20 protein-coding genes and 2 tRNA genes are annotated in these 22,909 nt (G+C 70.0%); 16 read left to right on the forward strand and 6 right to left on the reverse strand.

The genetic code is table 11. From position 1 onward, the window contains the following. Nucleotides 1–47 precede the first annotated feature (47 nt). On the forward strand, nt 48–869 hold the full coding sequence (locus ACFWJW_RS32870; protein ID WP_387248012.1) for an Fpg/Nei family DNA glycosylase: 822 nt from the start codon (nt 48–50) through the stop codon (nt 867–869). A 42-nt stretch (nt 870–911) separates the two neighbouring features. Here ACFWJW_RS32870 and ACFWJW_RS32875 read toward each other — a convergent pair whose 3' ends face one another. Continuing rightward, nucleotides 912–2,141: a GNAT family N-acetyltransferase gene (locus tag ACFWJW_RS32875; RefSeq protein ID WP_387248014.1), complete on the reverse strand. Its 1,230-nt coding sequence runs from the start codon at nt 2,139–2,141 to the stop codon at nt 912–914. Nucleotides 2,142–2,267: 126 nt separating this feature from the next. On the opposite strand from ACFWJW_RS32875, the gene ACFWJW_RS32880 reads away from it, so the two are divergent. Continuing rightward, the gene (locus ACFWJW_RS32880; RefSeq protein WP_387248016.1) at nt 2,268–3,413 is read left to right on the forward strand and encodes a PP2C family protein-serine/threonine phosphatase; all 1,146 of its coding nucleotides are present in this window, start codon (nt 2,268–2,270) and stop codon (nt 3,411–3,413) included. Nucleotides 3,414–3,574: 161 nt separating this feature from the next. On the opposite strand, the gene ACFWJW_RS32885 is transcribed toward ACFWJW_RS32880, so the two are convergent. Beyond that, the gene (locus ACFWJW_RS32885; protein WP_387248018.1) at nt 3,575–4,738 is read right to left on the reverse strand and encodes an acyltransferase family protein; all 1,164 of its coding nucleotides are present in this window, start codon (nt 4,736–4,738) and stop codon (nt 3,575–3,577) included. A gap of 620 nt (nt 4,739–5,358) precedes the next feature. Here ACFWJW_RS32885 and ACFWJW_RS32890 point away from each other — a divergent pair. After that, nucleotides 5,359–5,553, forward strand: a complete 195-nt coding sequence (locus ACFWJW_RS32890) for a hypothetical protein (RefSeq protein ID WP_026169395.1) — start codon at nt 5,359–5,361, stop codon at nt 5,551–5,553. 44 nt (nt 5,554–5,597) lie between these two features. On the opposite strand, the gene ACFWJW_RS32895 is transcribed toward ACFWJW_RS32890, so the two are convergent. Both ACFWJW_RS32895 and ACFWJW_RS32900 read right to left on the reverse strand, forming a co-directional pair. After that, nucleotides 5,598–5,975: an arsenate reductase family protein gene (locus ACFWJW_RS32895; protein ID WP_387248020.1), complete on the reverse strand. Its 378-nt coding sequence runs from the start codon at nt 5,973–5,975 to the stop codon at nt 5,598–5,600. 112 nt (nt 5,976–6,087) lie between these two features. Then, nucleotides 6,088–6,158 (reverse strand) — tRNA-Gly (locus ACFWJW_RS32900). A 182-nt stretch (nt 6,159–6,340) separates the two neighbouring features. On the opposite strand from ACFWJW_RS32900, the gene ACFWJW_RS32905 reads away from it, so the two are divergent. From ACFWJW_RS32905 to clpX, 5 genes are all read left to right on the forward strand, one after another. After that, nucleotides 6,341–6,417: transfer RNA gene (locus tag ACFWJW_RS32905), tRNA-Pro, on the forward strand. A 233-nt stretch (nt 6,418–6,650) separates the two neighbouring features. After that, the gene (tig, locus tag ACFWJW_RS32910) at nt 6,651–8,042 is read left to right on the forward strand and encodes a trigger factor (protein ID WP_387248022.1); all 1,392 of its coding nucleotides are present in this window, start codon (nt 6,651–6,653) and stop codon (nt 8,040–8,042) included. Nucleotides 8,043–8,330: 288 nt separating this feature from the next. Further along, on the forward strand, nt 8,331–8,933 hold the full coding sequence (locus ACFWJW_RS32915; RefSeq protein ID WP_030283915.1) for an ATP-dependent Clp protease proteolytic subunit: 603 nt from the start codon (nt 8,331–8,333) through the stop codon (nt 8,931–8,933). 65 nt (nt 8,934–8,998) lie between these two features. Beyond that, complete coding sequence (locus ACFWJW_RS32920) at nt 8,999–9,676, forward strand: ATP-dependent Clp protease proteolytic subunit (RefSeq protein WP_387248058.1); 678 nt, start codon at nt 8,999–9,001, stop codon at nt 9,674–9,676. Nucleotides 9,677–9,846: 170 nt separating this feature from the next. Then, nucleotides 9,847–11,130 carry an ATP-dependent Clp protease ATP-binding subunit ClpX gene (clpX, locus tag ACFWJW_RS32925; protein WP_086718378.1) on the forward strand — a complete coding sequence of 428 codons (1,284 nt, stop codon included), beginning with the start codon at nt 9,847–9,849 and terminating at the stop codon, nt 11,128–11,130. Between the two features lie 74 nt (nt 11,131–11,204). Here clpX and ACFWJW_RS32930 read toward each other — a convergent pair whose 3' ends face one another. Then, nucleotides 11,205–11,489: a hypothetical protein gene (locus tag ACFWJW_RS32930; RefSeq protein ID WP_387248024.1), complete on the reverse strand. Its 285-nt coding sequence runs from the start codon at nt 11,487–11,489 to the stop codon at nt 11,205–11,207. Between the two features lie 184 nt (nt 11,490–11,673). Next, nucleotides 11,674–12,624 carry a hypothetical protein gene (locus tag ACFWJW_RS32935; protein WP_387248026.1) on the reverse strand — a complete coding sequence of 317 codons (951 nt, stop codon included), beginning with the start codon at nt 12,622–12,624 and terminating at the stop codon, nt 11,674–11,676. 164 nt (nt 12,625–12,788) lie between these two features. On the opposite strand from ACFWJW_RS32935, the gene ACFWJW_RS32940 reads away from it, so the two are divergent. From ACFWJW_RS32940 to mreD, 8 genes are all read left to right on the forward strand, one after another. After that, a complete protein-coding gene (locus ACFWJW_RS32940) occupies nt 12,789–15,410 on the forward strand; it encodes a valine--tRNA ligase (protein WP_387248028.1) in 2,622 nt (873 codons plus the stop codon). Nucleotides 15,411–15,639: 229 nt separating this feature from the next. Continuing rightward, nucleotides 15,640–17,097, forward strand: coding sequence for a peptidoglycan D,D-transpeptidase FtsI family protein (locus tag ACFWJW_RS32945; RefSeq protein WP_387248030.1), 1,458 nt, complete (start codon nt 15,640–15,642; stop codon nt 17,095–17,097). Between the two features lie 143 nt (nt 17,098–17,240). After that, entirely contained in the window at nt 17,241–18,794 is a 1,554-nt protein-coding gene (locus tag ACFWJW_RS32950) for a bifunctional folylpolyglutamate synthase/dihydrofolate synthase (protein ID WP_387248032.1), read from the forward strand. A gap of 2 nt (nt 18,795–18,796) precedes the next feature. Next, nucleotides 18,797–19,162, forward strand: coding sequence for a DUF4233 domain-containing protein (locus ACFWJW_RS32955; RefSeq protein ID WP_387248034.1), 366 nt, complete (start codon nt 18,797–18,799; stop codon nt 19,160–19,162). Nucleotides 19,163–19,274: 112 nt separating this feature from the next. Further along, nucleotides 19,275–19,688 carry a nucleoside-diphosphate kinase gene (ndk, locus tag ACFWJW_RS32960; RefSeq protein ID WP_387248036.1) on the forward strand — a complete coding sequence of 138 codons (414 nt, stop codon included), beginning with the start codon at nt 19,275–19,277 and terminating at the stop codon, nt 19,686–19,688. Nucleotides 19,689–19,982: 294 nt separating this feature from the next. Further along, the gene (locus tag ACFWJW_RS32965) at nt 19,983–21,002 is read left to right on the forward strand and encodes a rod shape-determining protein (RefSeq protein ID WP_003985182.1); all 1,020 of its coding nucleotides are present in this window, start codon (nt 19,983–19,985) and stop codon (nt 21,000–21,002) included. 240 nt (nt 21,003–21,242) lie between these two features. Further along, complete coding sequence (gene mreC / locus ACFWJW_RS32970; protein WP_387248038.1) at nt 21,243–22,175, forward strand: rod shape-determining protein MreC; 933 nt, start codon at nt 21,243–21,245, stop codon at nt 22,173–22,175. Nucleotides 22,176–22,178: 3 nt separating this feature from the next. Continuing rightward, nucleotides 22,179–22,889, forward strand: a complete 711-nt coding sequence (gene mreD / locus ACFWJW_RS32975) for a rod shape-determining protein MreD (protein ID WP_387248040.1) — start codon at nt 22,179–22,181, stop codon at nt 22,887–22,889. Nucleotides 22,890–22,909 lie beyond the last annotated feature (20 nt).

The following is a 22,909-nucleotide window of genomic DNA, read 5'->3' on the forward strand; positions in this document are numbered from 1 at the left end:
GCCCAAGGCCTGTCCGTACATCGAGGACCTGTCACAGAGGAGACCCCGTGCCCGAGGGGCATACGATCCACCGCCTCGCCCTGGACCACCGCTCCCGCTTCGAGGGCGAACGGGTCCGGGTGAGCAGTCCGCAGGGCAAGTTCGCGGACGGTGCGGCCCTCATCGACGGCCAGGTCATGACCCGCGCCGAGGCGCACGGCAAGCACCTCTTCCTGGGCTTCGGCCCCGACCGCTGGGTCCATGTCCACCTCGGCCTGTTCGGCAAGCTCGGCTTCGGCACGGCCCCCGCCCCGCCGCCCACCGACACGGTGCGCCTGCGGCTGGCGAACCCCGCCGCGTACGCCGACCTCCGCGGCCCCACCACCTGCGCGCTGATCACCGACGCCGAAAAGCACGCGATACACGACCGGCTCGGCCCCGACCCGCTGCGCCCCGGGGACGACGGCACCCGCGCCTGGCAGCGGATCTCCCGCAGCCGGACGACCATCGCGGCGCTGCTGCTCGACCAGAAGGTCATCGCCGGCGTCGGCAACGTCTACCGCGCCGAGGTCCTCTTCCGGCACCGGATCGACCCCTACCGCGCCGGCCGTGACCTCACCCGCGCCGAATGGGACGCCCTCTGGGCCGACTTGGTGTTCCTGATGGCCGAGGGCGTCCGGCACAACCGGATCGACACCGTCCGCCCGGAGCATCTGCCGGAGGCCATGGGCCGCCCGCCCCGGGTCGACGACCACGGCGGCGAGGTCTACGTCTACCGCCGCGCCCACCAGGGCTGCCACATCTGCGGCAGCGAGATCCGCACCGCCGGCCTCGCCGCCCGCAACCTCTTCTGGTGCCCGGGCTGCCAGCCGGGCACGGGCGGCGGCTGACGGCCGCGGCCTCCGCCCGGGGCCGCCGCAGGGGGAGAGCCCTCAGAACCCGTGCGGCAACCAGGGCGCCACATCCGACCCGAACGCCACCGAGGCCGCCGCCAGCGCACCCGGCCGCAGCTCCCGGACGGCGCCCGCCGCCGCCAGTGACATCAGGGTGAACCCGCCCAGATACGCCGACCCCAGCTCCCGTACGGACAGCGCCAGCTCGGCCGGGTCCGTGGTCCGCGCACAGACCGCGCCGGTCCCGTCGCCGGTCAGCCGCCAGCGCCCCGCGTTCCACGGGCAGAACGGGTCGGCGACCTCCAGCACCACGTCCACCGGCGTCCGGTACGTCCGCGCCGCCAGCGCCGCGCCCACCTCCACCGGCCGGACGAACAGCGACTCCCGCAGCACGAGCCCGCACCGCCGCATGTCCCCGACCAGATGCGGCAGCGCATCGTCCACCGGCCGGGTGCGCACCGACACCGACGACGTCAGATCGATCCCGAAGAGAAAGCGCCACAGCGCCGCGTACACCACCGGGTCCAGCGCCTCCAGGTGCCGCACCCGCACCACGCCCGCCGGCCCGGCGTCCTCCCAGACCACCTTGACCGCATAGCGCGCATAGCCCCGCACCTCGCCGTCCACCTCGGCCAGCACACACTGGAGCTCCCCGGCCCCCGCCCGCTCGCCCGGCGGGTCCAGCACCGCCATCCGCGCCCACCCGGGCCGCCGCGCCAGCATCCCCGGCCGGGTGGGCACGAGCCGGGCATAGACCCGCTCGCACTCCGCCAGCGCGGCCGCCGGGTCCGCCGGCCGCAGCCGCACCGCGTCCGTGCCGGGCAGCTCGGGGGCGGCCAGCCGCACGGTGTCCACGGTCAGCCGCATGTCCAGGGCCGCCGCACCGTAGCCGAACCGGCCGTAGATCGTCGGCTCCGAGGCGGTCAGCACCGCCAGCGGCTCCCCGCGCTCCCGGACGTCCGCCAACTGGTGCCGCATCATGGCCCGCAGCAGCCCGCGGCGGCGGTGCGTCGGCTGCACACTGACCATCGTGACCCCGGCCACCGGCACTTCGGCGCCGCCCGGCACGGTGAGCCCGAAGGAGAACGCCCCCGCCGTGGCGACACAGTCCGCGCCGTCCCAGACGCCGAACGAGCGGCCGGTCTCGGTGAGCTCCCGCCGGAGGGCCCGCTGCTCAGGGCCCGGGGGCGGCTCGCCGAACGCCCGGTTCAGCGCATCCGACCAGGCGTCCCATTCGACGTCCCGCAACATCCGTAATTCCGTGGCCATACAACATCCCTAGCGCACGCTCCATAGCGGCGCGACCGCATTTCGAACGGGGTTTCCCGGGAATTTTCCGGGCCGACGTGCGGCGAATCGACGCACCGCCGAACGGGTGGATAAGGTCCCAGAGCGATGACCAGCGGCCAGGGAACGGAAACCCTGACGGCCCGGATGCACAAAGGACTGCACCGGGCCCGCATCGGCGTGCGCAAGGCCGGTGTCGACTACTTCCGCGGCGAGGGCTCCGACCGGTTCGCGCTGGCCGCCCTGCTCATCGCCATACCCGCCATCGCCGCGGGCACACTCTGGTGGCCGGAATGGATCGCCCCGACGGCGCTGGTCCTCCCGGTCATCGCCGGCGGACTGCTGTTGCGGCCGGCCAACCTCCTCGTCCTGTACGGCGCTTCGGCGACCGCGCTGGTCGTCGAGTCCGCGCTGTTCGGCCCGTACGACGAAGGGCCAGAACGGATCACCCCGGGCACCGTCCTGGTCGTCGCCGCGGTCGGGCTCTTCGGGCTGCTCATCGCGCAGTTCCGCAGCCGGGTCGGGGTGCCCTGGCGGCGCGGCGGCACCATGCTCTTCGACCTGCGCGAACGTATCCGCGTCCAGAGCAAGCTGCCCAAGCTGCCGCAGGGCTGGCACCACGAGATGGCGCTGCGCCCGGCCGGCGGGCAGTCCTTCTCCGGCGACTTCGTGGTGGCCTCCCGCACCCACGGCGGCACCATCCTCGAAGTGGTGCTGACCGATGTCTCCGGCAAGGGCATGGACGCGGCCTCCCGCGCCCTGCTGCTGTCCGGCGCGTTCGGTGGCCTGCTCGGCTCGCTGCCGCCGCACGGCTTCCTGCCCGCCGCCAACGGCTATCTGCTGCGCCAGGACTGGGACGAGGGGTTCGCGACCTCCATCCACCTCGTCCTCGACCTGGAATCCGGCGACTACGAACTCCTCTCCGCCGGACATCTGCCGGCCCTCCAGCTCAGCGCCGGCACCGGCCGCTGGGAGGAGAAGGCGGGGGACGGGCCGCTGCTCGGCGTCTACGACGGTGCCCAGTTCCACCCGGTCAAGGGCACGTTGCGGACCGGCGATGTGCTGATGCTGTTCACCGACGGCCTGGTCGAGGCCGCCGACCGCGATATCGCGGAGGGCATCGACCGGCTGACCGGCGAGGCCGACCGCTATGTCACCGCCGGCTTCGCCGGCGCCGCCTGGCATCTGATCGAGGCCGTCGCCAAGGACGTCAACGACGACCGGGCGCTGCTGCTGATCTGCCGGGACGCGTGACGGGGGCGGCGCCGTAGGGGGCCGCGGCCCGTCGGACGCTCTTCCCGGGGGCGTACTTCAGCCGTTTCCGCGGGCGTTCCCCACGCACTGCGGGGCCGGGCCGCGGGCCATGACATGGCGGGAACCGACCGCGTCCCGCTCCGGCCGGAAAGCACGGGCGCTCAGGCGCTGACGCGGGCCCGCGCCGTATCGGCCGGGTCCTTCCGGAACGCCCAGGCCATCGTCGGCTCCATGGCGAAGCGGAACACCCGGCGGACCGGAGGGGTGCACAGGGCCGTCACGATGCCGCCCGCGAGCAGCGTCACCGCGATCTCGCCGAGCGGGGTGTGCAGCCAGGCGTAGTCGTCGAACCAGCCCCAGAACCGCGAGCCCTTGGCCAGGAAGCCGTGCAGCAGATAGCCGTAGAGCGTCCCCGCGCCCAGCACCGTGAACCAGGTCCGCCGGGTCGGCACCCAGGCGAAGAAGCAGGCCACCATCACGATCGAGCAGCCGAAGAGCGCCAGCGTCATCACCGCGCCGATCCACCAGGTGGTGCCCAGCTCCTGGGCGCTGTCCCGGTGGTAGAACCACGCCGAGGACATCCGGGGCGCCGCCCAATAGGCCATCACCAGCGCCGCGGCGAAGACCGGCAGTGAGGCGATCCGCACCGCCCGCCGCTGCACCATCTTGAAGTGCTCCGGCCGCAGCGCCAGCCCCAGGACGAAGAACGGCAGGAACTGGAGCACCCGCTGGAGGTCCAGATCGTCACCGATGTCCGGTGACACGGAGGCGAGCACGGCGATGGCCACCGCGAGCGGAATCGGCCAGCGCACGACCTGCCACAGCGGGGTGGTCAGCCGCCAGATGAACAGGGCCACCAGGAACCACGTCAGGAACCACGGGTCGAGCAGGCTGATGGGGTGCCCGGGATCGTCGTCCGCCCAGCGCTTGAAGAAGGCATAGGCGGTCTCGAAGAGGATGTAGGGGACCGCGACCCCCGTGACCAGCCGCTGCAACCGGTCCTTGCGCATGTCGAAGCTGCGCGAGAAGTAACCGGAAATGATGATGAAGGCCGGCATGTGGAAGGTGTAGACGGTCATGTAGAACGCCTCGGCCGCCCGGCTCTTGTCGGTCAGCGGCTCCCAGGCGTGCCCCATCGCCACCAGCACGATGGCCAGGTACTTCGCGTTGTCGAAGAACGGGTTACGGCCACCGGTCTTCGGAGTGGGCGCCGCCGCGCCCTCCGGCACGCCGGACGGCTGGGCCGTGGGCCCGGTCCGGTCCGTGCCCGCCGCCCGCTGAGCAGGGGGCAGGGCGCGTCGGGGTGTCGGGGCAGCGGGAAACATTTGACGCACGATAGCGGCGGTCGGCGGGCGCGTAAAACCGTGTGCGGCGCCTTCGTTATTTCGTTGGGTGCCGCTTCGGAGAGCACCCGGCATAAAATCCGCAATCGCCGGAGCGGGACCCCTGCCGCACCGCCCGATTCACCCCCTTTCATCCCACCAAATCGGGCCGTATCCCCCGCAAACGACTCTGGGGGAATGTCCCATTCCTTAGTCTTATGTCCGAATGCTAATAAGCCTTCCAAGTGGCCCGTAAAGCAGTGACGGATGCCACGAATTCCCTATTCCCACGGGCCGGGAAAACGATCAGAATGCCGCGGAGGAATGATCGGCGGGAATTACCGACGCCGCGTCAGGCGGGGGAAATTTCCCGTCCGTGAGCCGGCTGCGTCCCGGGGTCCCACGCGGCCCCGCGCGGCCCTCGCGCCGTCGCCCGCTCGTCACCCCTACACCACCCCGCGGTAACCCCCCGGCCACCAGCGGCCGGAATCGGGCAAAGCGTTGGCCGATGATTCGTCACCGGCCTGCGATGGGCATGGAGTTGGTGGCACGATGAGTGCAGGGGGGTGTGCGCGGCATGCCCCCGGGCCGGTGAGGCGTTCCGACCGAGGGTGTGATCAGTTGTGGCTCTTTCGCTGTCAGTTGTGCTGCTGTTGGGGATCATCATGATCGTGCTGATCAGAGGGAAGTCGCTCAAGGGTGGCCCGGCGCTCGTCGCCATACTGTTCGGCTTCTTCCTCGCCTCCACGGGCGTGGCGCCGTCGATCAACAAGTTCCTCAACTCCCTGGCGGACACCATCAACCACATCACCTTCTAGGTGGTCCGCCGGCCCTCCGCCAGGCGCCTCTCAAGCATCCCGCCCTACGAGGTCCCGCCCCCGGCCCGCGCCACCGCCTCGCGTACGGCGTCCTCGCTGCGTCCGACCAGCGCCGAACCGTCGTCCGCGGTGATGATCGGCCGCTGGATCAGCCGGGGGTGTGCCGCCAGCGCCGCGATCCACCGCTCACGCGCGGCGTCGGTGCGCTCCCAGTCCCCGATCCCCAGCTCCTCGGCCTCGGCCTCCTGGGTCCGGGTGATGTCCCAGGGCTCCAGACCCAGCCGCGTCAGCACGTCCCGCAGGTCACCGGCGCCCGGCGGGTCCTCCAGGTATTTGCGCACGGTGTAGTGGGCGCCCGCCTCGTCGAGGATCTCCACGGCGGAACGGCACTTGGAACACGCGGGATTGAGCCAGATCTCCATGCGGACCACCTTATTGACCCGCGACCCCGGAGCGAAGAGGTGTGCCGGCATCCCGCTGAGCTCCCCGGAAAGCGGAAAACCCCAGGCCGGCGGCCTGGGGTTTCCTCATGCGAGCGGGCGACGGGAATCGAACCCGCGTAGCCAGTTTGGAAGACTGGGGCTCTACCATTGAGCTACGCCCGCAAGCGCCACAGGTCGCACGGACCTCGGCACGCAGTGCATCCTAGCGGGTCGCGGCGGTGTGCCGCACATCCCTTCTCGGGGACGGTGCGCGTCGCCGCGGACGCCCCCGTGTCCCGCCACCGGGCGCCCCGATAACTGGCAGCCGGAGCGCCGTCGGCCATGTACCCTACGTGTCGCACCGACGGGGTGTGGCGCAGCTTGGTAGCGCGTCCGCTTTGGGAGCGGAAGGTCGTCGGTTCGAATCCGGCCACCCCGACCAGTAGACAGGTCAGCCCGACGGCACCGTCGGGCACCACCCCGGCCCACTGTCGCGCCCCCGCATGATCGGCCGCTGTTCAAGATCGCGTTGTGGGCGTCATCCTCCTTGCGGTTACTATGCAAGCTGCGTGCCCGTGTGTCTGTGTACCGGGCGTGATCGGCCGGTACCGGAACAGCCGGATACGGGCGGATCTCAAGCAGAACCCCAGAAGTCAGCCCCAAGGAGACCGAACCGTGAAGAGCGCCGTGGAGACCCTGAACCCGACTCGGGTTCGGCTCACTGTCGAGGTGCCCTTCGAGGAGCTCAAGCCCAGCCTCGACGCGGCGTACAAGAAGATCAACCAGCAGGTCACGGTGAAGGGCTTCCGCCAGGGCAAGATCCCGGCGCGCGTCATCGACCAGCGGTTCGGCCGCGGTGCCGTGCTGGAGGAGGCCGTCAACGACGCGCTCCCGAAGTTCTACACCGAGGCGGTCAACGAGGGTGAGCTCAACGTCCTCGGCCAGCCCGAGGTCGACATCACCGAGCTGAAGGACGGCGAGCTGCTGGCCTTCACCGCCGAGGTCGACATCCGTCCCGCCCTCGAGATCCCGGACTACTCCGGCATCGAGGTCGAGGTCGACGCCGTGGAGGTGTCGGACGAGGACATCGACAAGTCCGTCGAGCAGCTGCGGGAGCGCTTCGCCACGACCGCCCCGGTCGAGCGCGCGGCCCAGGACGGCGACGTCCTGACGCTGAACCTCGAGGCCAAGGTGGACGGCGAGGTCCTGGAGGACGGCGTCGCCGAGGGCGTCAGCTACACCGTCGGCTCCGGTGAGCTCCTCGACGGCATCGACGAGGCCGTCACCGGCGTCGCGGCCGGCGGCGAGGCCACCTTCACCTCCGAGCTCAAGGGCGGCTCCGCCGAGGGCAAGGAGGCCGAGGTCAAGGTCGAGGTCACCGAGGTCAAGTCCCGCGAACTGCCCGAGCTGGACGACGACTTCGCGCAGCTGGCGAGCGAGTTCGACACCCTCGAGGAGCTGCGCGCGGACAGCCGCAAGCGCCTTGCGCAGATGAAGAAGTACGACCAGGCCACCCAGGCGCAGGAGAAGGTCCTGGACGAGCTGCTCAAGCTCGTCGAGGTGCCGATGCCGGAGAAGCTGCTCGCGGACGAGATCGAGACCCGCAAGCACAACCTGGTCAACCACCAGCTCGGCCAGATGGGCCTCGACCTCGCGAAGTACCTGGAGATCCAGGGCAAGACCGAGGAAGAGTTCGACGCCGAGACCAAGGAGCAGGCCGAGAAGGGCATCAAGACCCAGTTCATCCTGGACGAGCTGGTCAACAAGGAGAAGCTGAACGTCAGCCAGGAGGAGCTCACCGAGCACCTCATGCGCCGCGCGCAGTCCTCCGGCATGTCCCCCGACCAGTTCGCCCAGGCCGTCGTCGAGGGTGGCCAGGTGCCGATGCTCGTCGGTGAGGTCGCCCGCGGCAAGGCCCTCGCGGTCGTCGTCGAGGCCGCCACGGTCAAGGACAGCAACGGCGAGGTCATCGACCTCGACGACGAGGACGAGACCGCCGAGACCGTCGACGCCGAGGCCGCAGAGGCCGCCGAGGCCGCGGACACCGACGAGAAGCCCGGGGCCTGAGCCCCGGTCGCCTCGCGCGAGGACCGCTGATCACGGGCCCGAACACGCACGTCCGCGTGTTCGGGCCCGTGCTCGTACCGGGCCGGTGAGCCTGCGCTCACAGCGAACAGTTATCGATGCGGGATGGCGTTGTCCGACCTGCGCGTTAGGGTCCGTAGATACGAGGGCAGGGGAGTCCCTGAAACCGCGCCGGGGCGACACACGGCGCCGATCCCCGCGCCCCAGAAGACGACGCTGAGACGGCCTGGAGCCGTCCGACAACGAGCAGGTGGACACGTGACGATCCCGATGCCTTCCGCCGCCGCTGAGCCGACCTTCGGTGGCCTCGGCGACCAGGTCTACAACCGGCTGCTCGGCGAGCGGATCATCTTCCTCGGCCAGCCGGTCGACGACGACATCGCCAACAAGATCACCGCGCAGCTGCTTCTCCTCGCCGCGGACCCGGACAAGGACATCTTCCTCTACATCAACTCCCCGGGCGGCTCGATCTCGGCCGGTCTGGCGATCTACGACACCATGCAGTACATCAAGAACGACGTGGTGACGATCGCGATGGGCCTCGCCGCCTCCATGGGACAGTTCCTGCTGAGCGCCGGCACCCCGGGCAAGCGCTTCGCGCTGCCGAATGCCGAGATCCTCATCCACCAGCCCTCCGCGGGTCTGGCCGGCTCCGCGTCCGACATCAAGATCCACGCCGAGCGGCTGCTGCACACCAAGAAGCGGATGGCGGAGCTGACGGCCTTCCACACCGGCCAGACCGTCGAGCGGATCACCCAGGACTCCGACCGCGACCGCTGGTTCTCCGCCGATGAGGCCAAGGAATACGGCCTGATCGACGATGTCATGACCTCCGCCGCCGGCGTTCCGGGCGGGGGCGGCACGGGCGCCTGAGCCCCGTACCACTCGCCCTTCAGCCCCCAGCCCACTTGATCGCCACCAGGACGGTGAACACCACGATGAACAACTTCCCCGGCAGCGGCCTCTACCAGCACCCGGAGTCCGAGTACTCCGGCCCGGTCGCCGAGTCCCGCTACATCGTCCCGCGCTTCGTCGAGCGCACCTCGCAGGGCGTGCGCGAGTACGACCCGTACGCGAAGCTGTTCGAGGAGCGCGTGATCTTCCTCGGCGTGCAGATCGACGACGCCTCGGCCAACGACGTCATGGCGCAGCTGCTGTGCCTGGAGTCGATGGACCCGGACCGGGACATCTCGATCTACATCAACTCCCCGGGCGGTTCCTTCACGGCGCTCACCGCCATTTACGACACGATGCAGTTCGTGAAGCCGGACATCCAGACGGTCTGCATGGGCCAGGCGGCCTCCGCCGCGGCCGTGCTGCTCGCCGCCGGCACCCCCGGCAAGCGGATGGCGCTGCCGAACGCCCGGGTCCTGATCCACCAGCCCTACAGCGAGACCGGCCGCGGTCAGGTCTCCGACCTGGAGATCGCCGCCAACGAGATCCTGCGGATGCGTTCGCAGCTGGAGGAGCTGCTGGCCAAGCACTCCACCACCCCGATCGAGAAGATCCGGGACGATATCGAGCGTGACAAGATCCTGACCGCCGAGGAGTCCCTGGCGTACGGTCTGGTCGACCAGATCGTCTCGACGCGGAAGTCGTCGGTCTCGATCGGCTAGCGATCTTTCGCGAAATGAGCCGGAGCGTTGCCCCCTTGGACCGGTTCGGGACGGAGTGAACCGAGTCCGTCCAAGGGGGGCCCGTACGGGGGGCCCGGCAAGGTACCGTCGATAGGCAAGCACCCGGGTCCGTGGAGCAATACGGATCCCAGGCGAAGGGGAAGCACCTCGTGGCACGCATCGGTGACGGCGGCGACCTGCTCAAGTGCTCATTCTGCGGGAAGAGCCAGAAGCAGGTGAAGAAGCTCATCGCGGGACCTGGTGTGTACATCTGCGACGAGTGCATCGACCTCTGCAACGAAATCATCGAGGAGGAGCTCGCCGAGACCTCCGAGGTGCGGTGGGAGGAGCTCCCGAAGCCGCGGGAGATCTACGAGTTCCTGAACGGCTACGTCGTCGGCCAGGACCCCGCCAAGAAGGCGCTCTCGGTCGCCGTCTACAACCACTACAAGCGGGTGCAGGCGGGCGAGAACGGCCCCGGCCGCGGCGATGAGGGCATCGAGCTCGCCAAGTCCAACATCCTGCTGCTCGGCCCCACCGGCTCCGGCAAGACGCTGCTCGCGCAGACCCTCGCCCGGATGCTCAACGTCCCCTTCGCGTTCGCCGACGCCACGGCGCTGACGGAGGCCGGCTATGTCGGTGAGGACGTCGAGAACATCCTCCTCAAGCTGATCCAGGCCGCGGACTTCGACATCAAGAAGGCCGAGACCGGCATCATCTACATCGACGAGATCGACAAGGTCGCCCGGAAGAGCGAGAACCCGTCGATCACCCGCGATGTCTCCGGCGAGGGCGTCCAGCAGGCGCTGCTGAAGATCCTGGAGGGCACCACCGCCTCGGTCCCGCCCCAGGGCGGCCGCAAGCACCCGCACCAGGAATTCATCCAGATCGACACCACCAACGTCCTCTTCATCGTCGGCGGTGCCTTCGCCGGCCTGGAGAAGATCATCGAGGCCCGGTCCGGTGCCAAGGGCATCGGCTTCGGCGCCACGATCCGCTCCAAGCGGGAGATCGAGTCCAAGGACCAGCTCCAGGACGTGATGCCGGAGGACCTGGTGAAGTTCGGGATGATCCCCGAGTTCATCGGCCGTCTCCCCGTCCTCACCTCGGTCCACAACCTCGACCGCGAGGCGCTGCTCCAGATCCTGGTCGAGCCGCGCAACGCGCTCGTCAAGCAGTACAAGCGCCTCTTCGAACTCGACGGTGTGGAGCTGGACTTCGACCGCCCGGCCCTGGAGGCCATCGCCGACCAGGCCATCCTCCGCGGCACCGGCGCCCGTGGCCTGCGCGCCATCATGGAGGAGGTCCTCCAGGCGGTGATGTACGAGATCCCGTCCCGGAAGGACGTCGCCCGCGTCGTCATCACCGAGGACGTCGTCCACTCGAACGTCAACCCGACCCTGGTGCCGCGGGGCCGCGGTGAGTCGGGGGAGCCGCAGGAGAAGAGCGCGTAGGACGCGCCCGTAGCTGATACCGAACCGCCCGGCAGCGGGAACGCTGCCGGGCGGTGGTGTGTTGTAGCGGCGTATCAGGACTGCGCGCGGTTGCAGGCTTCCTCGGCGTGCGACGCCTTGACGCCGAGGCGCTCCAGCGGCCGCATGCACGGCAGCGGGGGGTTCGCACCCGACGGGCTCTCCGCCCAGTCCTGGCAGACGGTGAGCACCTTCTTGCCCACGACGTAGCCCTTGCTGCTCAAGTAGGCCGTGCAGCCCGCGGTGTCGGCCTGGGCCGGCGCGGTGACGACAAGCGGAAGCGCGGCTCCCGCCACCAGCACTCCGGTCGCTGCCGCGATGCGGCGCATGGTCTGGCGCATGACAAATCCCCCTGGGTAGAACGATCTTGGGTTGGTCGCCGGTCAAGCTACCAGCGACGGGGCTCCCGGCTCCTTCGATTTGGCGCCGACGGCACCCGCCCCCCTGGACACGCCGCCGGACAAGCGAAAGGCGCCCGACGCGGAGTCCCCGTCGAGCGCCTCGGCTCCTGGCCGGCAGCGGTGCCTACTTCTCCTTGCGGACCTCATTGCGGATCTTGGCGGTCTTCTCGGAGAGCTCCTCGGCACCCGGCGTCGAGGCGGTGGCGGGCCCGGCGGCGGTGGGGGCGGCCACCATCTGAACGAGGCCGAGGGCGCTGCTGTCGCCCCAGATGCAGGTGGAGGCGGTGAGGGGCACGGTCACGCCGCCCTGCGAGACCGTGACCTTCTGCGTCCGGCACTTCATCACCGTGCCGTCGAAGTCACTCGGCGAGTACTCGGTCGTCGGAGTGACGTCCTCGATCTTGGCGCCGCGCATGTTCTTCTTCTGGTTCTCGTCGGCCTTCGCGAGCATCTGGTTCACAGCGCCCTCCGGGTCGGCGACGTTTCCGTAGAGACCGGTCACGGTCGCCGACAGCCCGCCCTCAGCCCTGTACTTGCCCTGGACGCCCTTGCTGTTGGTGATGCCGAGGGCCTTGGCCTCCTTGTCGTTCGAGAAGTCCTCGGCTCCCCCTGTTGCGGGGCTCTTCAACTTGGAGAACTGCGCGCTCAGCAGCTTCTCCGGCAGCGAGATCGTGTACGGCTTCACGTCCCCGCCCGAGCCGAAGACGAAGTACGCGCCCACGCCGATCGCCGCGACGGCCGCGACCGCGCCGATGATCAGGCCGATCTTCTTGCCGTTGCCGCCGCTCTCCTCCGGGCCCTGCGGGATCACGCCGTAGGGGGTCTGCTGGCCGCCGTACGGGGCCTGCTGGCCGTAGGGCTGGCCGGGCTGCTGGGGGTAGCCGTAGCCCTGCTGAGGGGGCGCCTGGCCGGCCTGCTGGGGGTAGCCGTAGCCCTGCTGCGGAGGCACCTGGCCGCCTTGCTGCGGGTAGCCGTAACCGGGCTGGGGGGCCGGTGGCTGCTGCGGCTGGCCGTACGGGCCCGGCTGCTGTGGCTGCTGGCCGTACGGGCCGGGAGGCGGCTGGTTGAAGCTCATGGAGCGGTTCCCCTCGTGACAACTGAATTCAGTTGAGTTCTGCGTGTGAAGTTCTGGGTGCTGTGGATGCGCTCCCGACATCCTGTACGACGCCGCTGACAGCCGTTGCCCCGGGGGCGAAACCGATTCGAAGCTGCTACATCCGCGCCCGTACACTGTCCGGCGTGACCGAGAACTCTCAGCAGAGCAAGCACAGCGCCCCCGAACTGCCGACTCAGTACACGCCGGCCGATGTAGAGGGGCCGCTGTACGAGCGCTGGGTGGAGCGGGGTTACTTCGAGGCGGACGAGAAGAGCGACAAGCCGCCGTACACCATCGTCATCCCGCCGCCGAACGTCACCGGCTCCCTGCACCTGGGGCACGCCTTCGAGCACACCCTCATCGACGCGCTCACCCGCCGTAAGCGCATGCAGGGCTACGAGACCCTCTGGCAGCCGGGCATGGACCACGCCGGTATCGCCACCCAGAACGTCGTCGAGCGGGAGCTCGCCAAGGAGGGCGTCTCCCGGCACGACCTGGGCCGTGAGGCGTTCGTCGAGCGGGTCTGGCAGTGGAAGAGCGAGTCCGGCGGACAGATCTCGGGCCAGATGCGGCGCCTGGGCGACGGTGTCGCCTGGTCGCGGGAGCGGTTCACGATGGACGAGGGTCTGTCCAAGGCCGTCCAGACGATCTTCAAGCGGCTCCATGACGACGAGCTGATCTACCGCGCCGAGCGCATCATCAACTGGTGCCCGCGCTGTCTGACCGCCATCTCGGACATCGAGGTGGAGTATCAGGACGACGACGGCGAGCTGGTCTCCATCCGGTACGGCGAGGGTGACTCCTCGATCGTCGTCGCCACCACCCGGGCCGAGACGATGCTGGGTGACACCGCGGTCGCCGTCCACCCGGAGGACGAGCGGTACGCACATCTCGTCGGCACCGAGATCGAGTTGCCGCTGACCGGCCGCCGGATCCCGGTCGTCGCCGACGAGCACGTCGACCCGGAGTTCGGCACCGGCGCGGTCAAGGTCACCCCGGCCCACGACCCGAACGACTTCGAGATCGGCCGCCGGCACGGGCTGCCCAATCTCGCCGTGCTCGACGAGCGCGGGGTCATCACGGCACACGGCCCCTTCCAGGGCCTGGACCGCTTCGAGGCCCGCTCCGCGATCGTCGGTGCGCTGCGCGCCGACGGCCGGATCGTCGCCGAGAAGCGCCCGTACACCCACTCCGTCGGGCACTGCTCGCGCTGCAAGACCACCATCGAGCCGCGGCTGTCGATGCAGTGGTGGGTCAAGGTCGGCCCGCTGGCGCAGGCCGCGGGGGACGCGGTCCGCGACGGCAAGGTCAAGATCCACCCCAAGGAGATGGAGTCCCGCTACTTCGGCTGGGTCGACAACCTGCACGACTGGTGCATCTCGCGGCAGTTGTGGTGGGGCCACCGGATTCCGGTCTGGTACGGGCCGGAGGGTGAGGTCGTCTGCGTCGGACCGGACGAGGAGCCGCCGAGCGGCGAGGGCTGGCACCAGGACACCGACGTCCTCGACACCTGGTTCTCCTCCGGGCTGTGGCCGTTCTCCACGCTCGGCTGGCCCGAGCAGACCCCGAGCGTCGAGAAGTTCTATCCGAACGCGGTCCTGGTCACCGGCTACGACATCCTCTTCTTCTGGGTCGCCCGGATGATGATGTTCGGGCTGTACGCGATGGACGGCACCCCGCCGTTCCACACCATCGCGCTGCACGGCATGGTCCGCGACCAGTTCGGCAAGAAGATGTCCAAGTCCTTCGGGAACGCGGTCAACCCGCTGGACTGGATGGACTCCTACGGCTCGGACGCCGTCCGGTTCACGCTCGCCCGGGGAGCCAACCCCGGCGTCGACGTCCCGATCGGCGAGGACTGGGTCCAGGGCTCCCGTAACTTCGCCAACAAGATCTGGAACGCCACCCGGTTCGCGCTGATGAACGGGGCGACGGTGGAGGGCGAACTCCCGCCCGCCGAGCAGCTGTCGGCGACCGACCGGTGGATTCTGTCCCGGCTGAATTCGGTCGTCGCCGAGGTCGACGCCTACTACGACGACTACCAGTTCGCGAAGCTGTCGGACACCCTCTTCCACTTCGCCTGGGACGAGGTCTTCGACTGGTACGTCGAGCTGTCCAAGACGACGTTCATGGCGGGCGGCCCGGCCGCCGAGGTCTCGCGCCGGGTGCTGGGCGAGGTCCTGGACGTCACCCTGCGGCTGCTGCACCCGGTCGTCCCGTTCGTCACCGAGACCCTGTGGACGGCGCTGACCGGCGGCGAGTCGGTCGTGATCGCCGACTGGCCGAAGGACTCCGGCTTCCGGGACGCGGCGGCCGAGCGTGAGATCGAGACCGTTCAGCAGGTCGTGACCGAGGTCCGCCGGTTCCGCTCCGACCAGGGGCTCCAGCCGGGCCAGAAGGTCCCCGCGCGGCTGGAGCTGTCCGGTACGGCGCTGGCCGCGCACGAGGCCGCGATGCGCTCGCTGCTGCGGCTTCAGCCGGCCGGTGACGATTTCAGCGCCACCGCCTCGCTGCCGGTCGCGGGCGCCACGGTCGCCCTGGATCTGTCCGGCGCCATCGACGTCGAGGCGGAGCGCAAGCGCCTGACGAAGGACCTGGGCGCGGCCGAGAAGGAGAAGGCGCAGGCCACCGCCAAGCTCGGCAACGAGGCGTTCCTCGCCAAGGCGCCGGAGAAGGTCGTGGACAAGATCCGCGGCCGGCTGGAGGCCGCGGAGGCGGACATCGTCCGGATCACCGCGCAGCTGGCGGCCCTGCCGAAGGCGTAACGGCGGCAGACCCCGCAGGCCCCTCGTCCGTACGGGCGGGGGGCCTGCGCCGTTGCCGGGGCGGTCCGCGGCCGGGCGGCGGGCGGGGCCCCGGCGGGCAGGGGCCGGGCGGCTGTCCGGGCGGCGGGCGGGGCGTTCTCATCGCGCTCTCATCTGGCCGAGGCACGGTGGACCGGAATGCCGTAGTGGCGGCAGCACCGCACGTCCCGTACCTGAGGAGCCGCGCCCGATGAACAAACCCCTGCGACGGGCGGCGGTGTTCTGTCTGGCCCTGATCGTCGCGCTGATGGGCTGGGTGACCTGGCTCCAGGGCGCGAAGGCGAGCGACTACAAGGAGGACCCGCACAATCCGCGGGTGACCATCGGCAAGTACTCGGCTCCGCTGGGCAACATCCTCGTGGACGGGGAGCCGGTCACCGGCTCGGCCGCCACCTCCGACACGCTGAAGTACAAGCGGACCTACAAGGACGGCCCGCTGTACGCGCCGGTCACCGGCTTCACCTCGCAGATCTTCGGCAGCAACCAGCTGGAGAGCCTCTACGGCGACCTCCTGGACGGCTCCGACAGCCGGCTCCAGACCCCCGCCGACGCGCTGACCCGCCAGCGGGCCAAGGGCGGCGACGTGGCCACCACCGTCGACGCCGCGGTGCAGAAGGCCGGCTACCGGGCGCTGGACGGCAAGAAGGGCGCCGCCGTCGCCATGGACCCGGCCACCGGGCGGACCCTGGGCATGGTCAGCACCCCGTCGTACGACCCGGGGACCTTCGCCGGGTCCGACGGCGCCGACCAGAAGGCGTGGCGGAAGATGTCCGGCGACACCGAGGACCCCGAGGTCAACCGGGCGCTGCGGCAGCCGCTGCCGCCGGGCTCCACCTTCAAGCTGGTGGTCGCCGCGGCCGCGCTGGAGAACGGGCTGTACTCCTCGGTGGACGAGCCCACCGACAGCCCCGACCCGTACACCCTCCCGCACACCCGCACCAAGCTCACCAACGAGAACCGGGCCGCGCCCTGCAAGAACGCGGACATCCGGACCGCGCTCCAGTACTCCTGCAACACCGTCTTCGCGAAGATGGCCGTCGACCTGGGCAAGGACAAGGTGAAGGCGCAGGCCGAGAAGTTCGGCTTCAACGACGGCAAGGTGGACACCCCGGTGCGGGCCGGCAAGAGCGTCTATCCCGGGAACATGGACGAGGCGCAGACCGCGCTGTCCGGGATCGGCCAGTTCGACGACCAGGCGACCCCGCTCCAGATGGCCATGGTCAGCTCGGCCATCGCCAATGGCGGCGAGCTGAAGACCCCGCAGCTGGTCGACAGGCTGACCGACGGCGGCGGCAACACCGTCCAGGACAACGAGCCGAAGACGTACCGCGACGACCAGGCCATGTCGGCGCGCACCGCCCAGCAGCTGCGGTCGGCGATGCAGACGGTCGTGGACAAGGGCACCGGCTCCGGCGCGAAGATCGACGGACTGACCGTCGGCGGCAAGACCGGCACCGCCCAGCACGGCGTCGACAACAGCGGGACGCCCTACGCCTGGTTCGTCTCGTACGCCGAGGACGGCAACGGGCACCGGGTGGCGGTGGCCGTGATGGTCGAGGACGGGCATGCCGCCCGCAACGAGGTCTCCGGCAACGGGCTGGCGGCCCCGATCGCGCGGGCCATGATGAAGGCGGCGCTGCCGTCGTAGCCGGGCCCTGGCCCCCGGCCCCGGGCCCCGGCGCAGGGGCGCACGCCGGGGCGCGGGCCGGGTCGGCCGCCCCTGGCCGCGGCGCGGTGCCGGGGAGGGAACGCAGCGCACCGCTGTCACACGTGCCTCGTAGACTGGTCGGCGTGAGCGAGCGCCCCCAGAACGACGACCCCGACCCGAACGACGCCTTCGACGAGCTGGTCGAGGCGGAGACCGACCTTCCCCAAGATCTCGACTCCGCTCAATCAGGGGAGACCCCAACCCCCGACCTCGCGGTGATCGAGGCCGGCAGCCGGACCCTGCGCGCGCAGGCCGGCCCGCCGCAGGGGGACGGGATCCCCGCCCGGCCGGCCGACCCCGAGGTCGACCGCGCGCTGCGCGCCGTCGAGGAGGAGCTGGCGGGCCGCTGGGGCGAGACCAAGCTGGACCCGTCGGTGCAGCGCATCGCCGCGTTGATGGACATCCTCGGCTCCCCGCAGCGGGCCTACCCCTCCATCCACATCACCGGCACCAACGGCAAGACCAGCACCGCCCGCATGATCGAGGCCCTGCTGTCCGCCTTCGACCTGCGCACCGGCCGCTACACCAGCCCGCATGTCCAGTCGATCACCGAGCGGATCAGCCTGGACGGCGGCCCGATCCCCGCCGAGCGCTTCATCGAGACGTACCGGGACATCGCCCCGTATGTGGAGATGGTCGACAGCCGGGAGGAGTACCGCCTGTCGTTCTTCGAGGTGCTGACGGCGATGGCGTACGCGGCCTTCGCGGACAGCCCCGTGGACGTCGCGGTCGTCGAGGTCGGCATGGGTGGCACCTGGGACGCGACGAACGTGATCGACGGCGATGTCGCCGTGGTCACCCCGATCTCGCTGGACCACACCGACCGGCTGGGCGAGACGCCCGAGCAGATCGCCGGGGAGAAGTCCGGGATCATCAAGAAGGACGCCACGGTCGTGCTGGCCCAGCAGCCGGTGGACGCGGCGTCGGTGATGCTCAAGCGCGCGGTCGAGGTGGACGCCACGGTCGCCCGTGAGGGCATGGAGTTCGGGGTGCTCTCCCGTGAGGTGGCCGTCGGCGGGCAGATGCTGACGCTGCGCGGCCTGGGCGGCGAGTACCCGGAGATCTTCCTTCCGCTGTACGGCGCCCATCAGGCGCACAACGCCGCGGTGGCGCTCGCCGCGGTCGAGGCGTTCTTCGGCGTCGGCTCCGAGCACGCCCGCACGCTCGACATCGACACCCTCCGCTCCGCGTTCGCCGCCGTCACCTCGCCCGGCCGGATGGAGGTCGTGCGTCGCAGCCCGACGGTGGTCCTGGACGCGGCACACAACCCGGCCGGCGCGCGGGCCGCGGCCGAGGCGGTCACCGAGGCGTTCGGTTTCAGCCGCCTGGTCGGTGTGGTCGGCGCCAGCGGGGACAAGGACGTACGGGGCTTCCTGGAAGCCTTCGAGCCGATCTTCGCCGAGGTCGTGGTGACCCGTAATTCCAGCCATCGTGCGATGGATCCGGACGAGCTGGCGGCCGTCGCCGTCGAGGTCTTCGGCGCCGAGCGGGTCCAGGTGGAGCCGCGGCTCGACGACGCCCTGGAGGCGGCGATCACCCTCGCCGAGGAAGAGGGGGAGTTCTCCGGCGCCGGTGTGCTGGTGACCGGCTCGGTGATCACGGTCGGCGAGGCCCGGCTGCTGATGGGGAGGGCCTGATCATGCGCACGCTGTGTGCCAGCACTCTGATAGGCGAATTCTTCGTGATCGGTTTCGCCGGTCTGGTCGCGATGCAGATGACCGAGCTGTCCCCGGCCACGATCTGGACGGTCAGCGGGATCGCGATGCTGCTGAGCCTGCTGTTGTGCGGGATGCTGACCCGTCCGGGTGGCGTCCAGCTCGGCTGGGCGCTTCAGGCCGCCCTGATCGCCGGCGGATTCGTGGTGCCGACGATGTTCTTCCTGGGCGCGGTCTTCGCCGCCCTGTGGTGGGCGTCGGTGCACTTCGGCCGCAAGATCGATGCGGCGAAGGCCCGTTGGGCGGTGCAGTCCGAGGCTGCCGACGAACCGGCCGGCAAGCCCGCCTAGAGCCCGCTCCACGGGGCGTCTCGGAGGCCGGGGGCGGCGCCCCGTGGCGCCGTGTACCCCATGTAGCCTCAAGGCACCCGCTGACCGTTGTTCATATCCAGGGAGTCCCTCCGTGAGCCAGCGCACCCTCGTCCTTCTCAAGCCTGACGCCGTCCAGCGCGGTCTGATCGGCGAGATCATCGGCCGGATCGAGAAGAAGGCCGGCTGGACGATCAGCGCCCTGGAGATGCGCAGCCTGGACCGCGAGATCCTGGAGCAGCACTACGCCGAGCACGTGGGCAAGCCGTTCTACGAGCCCCTGGTCGGCTTCATGGCCTCCGGTCCGGTCGTCTCGATGATCGTCGAGGGCGAGCGGGTGATCGAGGGCGTACGGGCGCTGGCCGGTCCGACTGACCCGATTGCCGCGCCGAGTGGGTCCATTCGTGGGGACTTCGGAACGATCACCCGGGAGAATCTGATCCATGCGTCGGATTCCGAAGAGTCCGCCGAGCGTGAGATCAAGATTTTCTTCCCCGGTATTTCCTGACACTTCGTCAGCTGTACACCCCCCGTGACCTGGGGCGACCGAAGAAATCATCGGTCGCCCTTTGGTGTATACGACACGATCGGGGGAACGCATCACCGCGACACGACGTCACCATTGAGGGGGGCGGGTGCGTGTACGGCTGACAATGGCGGAACAGCCTCCCGACGTGTTCGAGTGGGCGCACTACGAACTACGATGGAGGCTTCCGCGCCTCACAGCGCATCACCTCCTGCCGACCTCCAGTAAGCATTCGCTCCAGTTGGGAAGGCCAGACGTATCCTCATGGGGAACAACATGTCGTTCATCGGCCGTGACATGGCTGTCGACCTCGGGACCGCCAACACGCTGGTGTACGTCAGGGGCCGCGGAATCGTCCTCAACGAGCCGTCGGTCGTGGCCATCAACACCAACACCGGCGGGATCCTCGCGGTGGGTGCTGAGGCGAAGAAGATGATCGGGCGCACGCCCGGCAACATCGTCGCCGTACGGCCCCTGAAAGACGGCGTGATCGCCGATTTCGAGATCACCGAGCGGATGCTCCGCTACTTCATCCTGAAGATCCACAAGCGGCGCTATCTGGCCCGCCCGCGGGTCGTCGTGTGCGTCCCCTCCGGCATCACCGGAGTGGAGCGCCGTGCGGTGATCGAGGCTTCGACCCAGGCCGGCGCGCGCCAGGTCCACATCATCGAGGAGCCGATGGCCGCCGCGATCGGGTCCGGTCTGCCGGTCCACGAGGCCACCGGCAACATGGTCGTGGACATCGGCGGCGGGACCACCGAGGTCGCGGTCATCTCGCTCGGCGGCATCGTCACCGCGCAGTCCATCCGGGTGGCCGGCGACGAACTCGACAACGCGATCATCCAGCACATCAAGAAGGAGTACAGCCTTCTGCTGGGCGAGCGCACCGCCGAGAGCATCAAGATCACCATCGGTTCGGCCTACGACCTCGAGCAGGACGAGCACACCGAGATCCGCGGCCGGGACCTGGTCTCCGGTCTGCCGAAGACCGTGGTGATCTCGGCCGCCGAGGTGCGCAAGGCCATCGAGGAGCCGGTCAACTCCATCGTCGACGCGGTCAAGACGACCCTCGACAAGTGCCCGCCGGAGCTGTCCGGTGACGTCATGGACCGCGGCATCGTGCTCACGGGTGGCGGCGCCCTGCTCCGCGGCCTCGACGAGCGGCTGCGCCGCGAGACCGGTATGCCCATCCACATCGCCGAGGACCCGCTCGACTCCGTCGCGCTGGGCTCCGGCAAGTGCGTCGAGGAGTTCGAGGCGCTCCAGCAGGTCCTCGACTCCCAGCCGCGCAGGTAGCAGGGCCGGGGAACCGCCCCGCGCCGTGGCCGCCGAGCGGCGGACGCGGGGGGCCGGGCCCCGGCACCAGCGGCCGGTCCGTCCGCCGGACCGGCCGCCCACGGGCCCAACAGCCCGACAGACACGGTGCACTGACGCTTCACCGTCCGGCGCCGTCACAGGCACAACGCTCAACTCCCGAACGAGACCGGCGGGGCCCGCAGCCGGCCGGTCCTACGAGGAAGGACACGGCCGCCGCACGTGAGGGACACACGAGAGAGCCGGCTGCTGCTGGTGCTGCTGGTCGCGATCGCGTTCGCGCTGATCACGGTCGATATCCGCGGCGGCGAACAGTCCCCGCTCGATGGTGCCCGGCAAGCCGCCGCCTCCGCCTTCGGCCCGGTCGAAAGCGGTGTCGCCCGCGTCATCGACCCGGTCGGCAACGCGGTCGGTGCCGTACGGGACTCCGGCCGGCGGCACAACCGGATCAGCAAGCTGGAGCACGAGAACGAGGCGCTGAAGGCCAAACTCGGCTCCTCCGACCGGAACCGCAGCCGCGCCGCCGAGCTCGACAAGATCCTGAAGACCGCGGGCACCGGCCAGTACGCCATCAAGGGCGCCCAGGTCATCGCCATCGGCTCGGCCCAGGGCTTCTCCTGGACCGTCACCATCGACGCCGGCAGCCGTGACGGCATCCGCCGCGACATGACCGTGCTCAACGGCGACGGTCTGGTCGGCCGGATCACCACCGTCGGCCCCGGCACCTCCACCGTCCTGCTGGCCGCCGACCCCGACTTCACCGTCGGCACCCGCATGGAGAAGACCAACGAGATCGGCTTCGCCAACGGGCAGGGCGTCCGCTCGATGCGCGTTCAGCTCCTCAATGGCCGGGCCAACATCAAGAAGGGCGACCGCCTGGTCACCTTCGGCTCCAGCAAGGACAAGCCGTTCGTGCCCGGTGTGCCCGTCGGCCGGGTCGTCCGGGTCGAGCCGTTCAACGGGGATCTGACCCGCAACCTCCAGGTCCGGCCGTTCGTCGCCTTCTCCCAGCTCGACATCGTCGGCGTGGTCGTCCAGCCGCCCCGCGAGGACCCGCGCGACACCGTTCTGCCACCCCGGCCCGCCAAACCCAAGCCGACGCCGACGGTCACCGTCACGGCCACCCCCTCCGCGAGCGTCCCTCCCAGGAGCTGACCGATGCGCATCAACCGGATTCTGCTCTCGGCCCCGCTGGTGGTCGTCGCCCTCGTCATCCAGGTCACCATCCTCGCCAGACTCCAACTGCCCGGCGCCGTACCCGACCTGCTGCTGCTCGTGGTGGTCGGTCTGGCGCTGGTCTACGGCCATGTCGGCGGCGCGCTCGTCGGCTTCTGTGCCGGGCTGCTGGCCGACCTCGCCCCGCCGTCCGACCACGCCATCGGCCGCTATGCGCTGGTGCTGTGCGTCATCGGCTATGCGGCGGGTCTGACCAAGCCGGAGTCCGGCCGGCACCGCTCGGCGACGCTGCCGCTGATCGTCGTCCTCGGCGCGGCGATCGTCTCGACGCTGATGTACGCGGGCGTCGGCGCCCTGGTCGGCGACACCGCCGCCCGGCACGTCGGCATCGTCGGACTGCTGCTCAGCGCCACCCTCTACGACCTGCTGCTGGCGCCCTTCGTGGTCCCCCTGGTGATGGCGCTGGCGCGCAGAACCGAGGGCGAGCCGCTGACCGGCGACGGCTCCACCGGCCCGAGCGGCTCCGGCACCTCCGGGTACGGCTGGCTCACCACCGGCACCGGCCTCAAGGCCAGCCGCGGCGCCATGAAGTCCGTGCGCTCGGGGGCCCGGATCGGCAGCCAGCGCGGCGGTCTGCTCGGCAAGTCGGCCCGCGACAAGGTGGGCCGCATCAAGGGGGTCAAGCGGCTGTGACGCTCCCTCGTCCTTCGACC

Origin of the sequence: Streptomyces sp. NPDC127097 (genome assembly GCF_042724075.1) — a bacterium.
Taxonomy (GTDB): Bacteria; Actinomycetota; Actinomycetes; order Streptomycetales; family Streptomycetaceae; genus Streptomyces.

Bases quoted from the DNA above. Each gene is read 5' to 3' on its own strand.
- ACFWJW_RS32875 (WP_387248014.1), bottom strand. From the start codon at position 2,141: ATGGCCACGGAATTACGGATGTTGCGGGACGTCGAATGGGACGCCTGG.
- ACFWJW_RS32880 (WP_387248016.1), top strand. From the start codon at position 2,268: ATGACCAGCGGCCAGGGAACGGAAACCCTGACGGCCCGGATGCACAAA.
- ACFWJW_RS32885 (WP_387248018.1), bottom strand. From the start codon at position 4,738: ATGTTTCCCGCTGCCCCGACACCCCGACGCGCCCTGCCCCCTGCTCAG.
- ACFWJW_RS32895 (WP_387248020.1), bottom strand. From the start codon at position 5,975: ATGGAGATCTGGCTCAATCCCGCGTGTTCCAAGTGCCGTTCCGCCGTG.
- ACFWJW_RS32915 (WP_030283915.1), top strand. From the start codon at position 8,331: ATGCCTTCCGCCGCCGCTGAGCCGACCTTCGGTGGCCTCGGCGACCAG.
- ACFWJW_RS32920 (WP_387248058.1), top strand. From the start codon at position 8,999: ATGAACAACTTCCCCGGCAGCGGCCTCTACCAGCACCCGGAGTCCGAG.
- ACFWJW_RS32930 (WP_387248024.1), bottom strand. From the start codon at position 11,489: ATGCGCCAGACCATGCGCCGCATCGCGGCAGCGACCGGAGTGCTGGTG.
- ACFWJW_RS32935 (WP_387248026.1), bottom strand. From the start codon at position 12,624: ATGAGCTTCAACCAGCCGCCTCCCGGCCCGTACGGCCAGCAGCCACAG.
- ACFWJW_RS32945 (WP_387248030.1), top strand. From the start codon at position 15,640: ATGAACAAACCCCTGCGACGGGCGGCGGTGTTCTGTCTGGCCCTGATC.
- ACFWJW_RS32955 (WP_387248034.1), top strand. From the start codon at position 18,797: ATGCGCACGCTGTGTGCCAGCACTCTGATAGGCGAATTCTTCGTGATC.
- ACFWJW_RS32965 (WP_003985182.1), top strand. From the start codon at position 19,983: ATGTCGTTCATCGGCCGTGACATGGCTGTCGACCTCGGGACCGCCAAC.
- mreD (WP_387248040.1), top strand. From the start codon at position 22,179: ATGCGCATCAACCGGATTCTGCTCTCGGCCCCGCTGGTGGTCGTCGCC.